Annotated in this window: 2 protein-coding genes; both read left to right on the forward strand. The window is 52.7% G+C overall.

From position 1 onward, the window contains the following. Nucleotides 1-704 (forward strand): ATP-binding protein (locus ACPLUI_RS14165; RefSeq protein ID WP_424660888.1); only part of this gene is annotated, 704 nt, incomplete at its 5' end. Further along, nucleotides 705-2,069 (forward strand): sigma-54-dependent transcriptional regulator, encoded by a 1,365-nt coding sequence (locus tag ACPLUI_RS14170; protein WP_424660889.1) that lies wholly within the window; start codon nt 705-707, stop codon nt 2,067-2,069. Nucleotides 2,070-2,171 lie beyond the last annotated feature (102 nt).

Here is a 2,171-nt window from a genome sequence, read left to right on the forward strand (position 1 = left end):
TTACCGACAGGGTACACCTGGAAGAACAGATCCGGCGCCAGGAACGATTGGCCTCTCTGGGTAAACTGGTGGCCGGTGTGGCCCATGAGATCCGCAATCCTCTTACATCGATCAGCGGTTATTTTCAATTCTGGCAGAAAAATCCCAATCCCTCTCCCCGCTCGCTTACCATCATCCAGCGGGAGATCAACCGGCTGAACACTATCGTTGACAAATTGCTGCATTTTGCCAGGCCAGCGCGGGCCGTATTCGGTAGCCATGACGTTAACGTGCTGGTCAACCGGGTAACCCAATTTTTCCAGGACGCTCACGATTCAGAGGTTGAAATCAAAAGAGAATTGACAGAAGATTTGCCCCCCGTCTGGATGGATCCGGGCCAGATGGAACAGGTTCTCTACAACGTGCTGTACAACGCCGCCCAGGCTATGTCCGGCCAGGGAACAATTATTGTCTCCACGGAGCTTGAGGCGGAGAAAAAAATGGTTCTGGTAAAGGTAAAAGATTCGGGTCGGGGTATACCGCCGGAAATCATGCCCCACCTGTTTGATCCCTTTTTCACCACCAAACCCAAAGGGGTGGGTTTGGGCCTGGCCATTGCCTATGAAATAATGCGTGCCCATGGAGGGGAAATAGAACTGGAAAGCCAGCTCGGACAGGGCACTACCTGCAAAATTTATATTCCACTGGCGAAGGAGGAAGGATAAATGGCACTGGTGCTTGTGGTAGACGACGAAGAAAGTGTCTGCGAGTTTTTAACTGAAGTACTGGAAGATGCCGGATATCGCGTCCAGACAGCCCGGGACGGGATGCAGGCATTGGAATTGATTAGCCGGAACCCACCCGATGCCGTCTTGCTGGACATTCGCATGCCGGAGCTGGACGGTATGCAGGTAATGGACCGGATTCAGCAGCAGGACAACCGTCTGCCGGTAATTCTGATGACAGCTTTCGGTACTACCGAGATGGCCATTCAGGCCATGAAAGCCGGTGCCTTTGACTATATCATAAAGCCCTTTAACCTGGATGAGCTGGTCCTGACGGTAAAAAAGGCCGTAACTATGAGACAACTGGCCATGGAAGTAGAAGCATTGCGGGAAGGCCGCACACCGGAACCCCTTTCCATGGAAACCTTGATTGGACAGTCGCCGGCCATGCAGGTGGTTTACAAAAACATCGGCCGGGTGGCGGCAAGCAATGTCACGGTACTCATTCAGGGAGAAAGCGGGACGGGTAAGGAACTGGTAGCCCGGGCGATTCATAACAACAGCAGCAGGCGGGACGGTCCTTTCATTAAAATAAACTGTGCCGCCATACCGGAAAACTTGATGGAAAGCGAGCTTTTTGGCCACGAGAAGGGTGCGTTCACTGGAGCCGGGGCCAGGAAACCCGGCAAATTCGAGCTGGCCCACCGGGGGACCATCTTCTTGGATGAAATCGGAGAACTGAGCCTGGCAACGCAGGCCAAGTTGTTGCGGGTGTTGCAGGAAAAGGAATTTGAACGGGTCGGGGGCACGGAAAGCATCCGGGTGGATGTACGGATACTGGCAGCTACCAACAAGGATCTTGAACGTTGTGTTCAGGAAGGAACCTTCCGGGAAGATCTCTACTTTCGACTGAAGGTTGTGACCATCTGGCTTCCTCCTTTGAGGGAGAGAATGGAAGACGTTCCGGCACTGGCCAGGGCCTTTTTGCAAAAGTACAGCAGGGAACAGAACAAATGCATAACAGATTTTTCTCCCGAGGCCATGGCCCTTTTAATGCAGTATGACTGGCCGGGAAATGTGCGGGAGCTGAGAAATGTTTGTGAGCAGGCGGTAGTAATGACCAGAGGACCGGTCATTCTGCCGGAAGACCTGCCCCATTCACTGCGGTTCCCCCAACACGAGTTTAAAGAAGATATCATCAAACCGGGTATGACCTTGAAGGAAATCGTAGCCGACGTGGAACGGCGGGTAATTTTAAAGACCCTGCAGGAACACAACTGGAACCGGACCGCAACTGCCCGGGCTCTGGGTTTAAACCGGCGGTCTCTGTATGCCAAAATGAAGGAACACGGTTTAATATCCTGAACTCCGTGAAGGGACTCACAAAAACAAGCAGCACAGGTTATTTCCCCGTGCTATAGCGGCCTTCTCTCAAAATCCAGTGGGCAATTTTTGCCCACCAGTGGG

The sequence above is a fragment of the Desulfofundulus sp. genome, from assembly GCF_049701015.1.
In the GTDB taxonomy this organism is placed as follows: domain Bacteria; phylum Bacillota; class Desulfotomaculia; order Desulfotomaculales; family Desulfovirgulaceae; genus Desulfofundulus.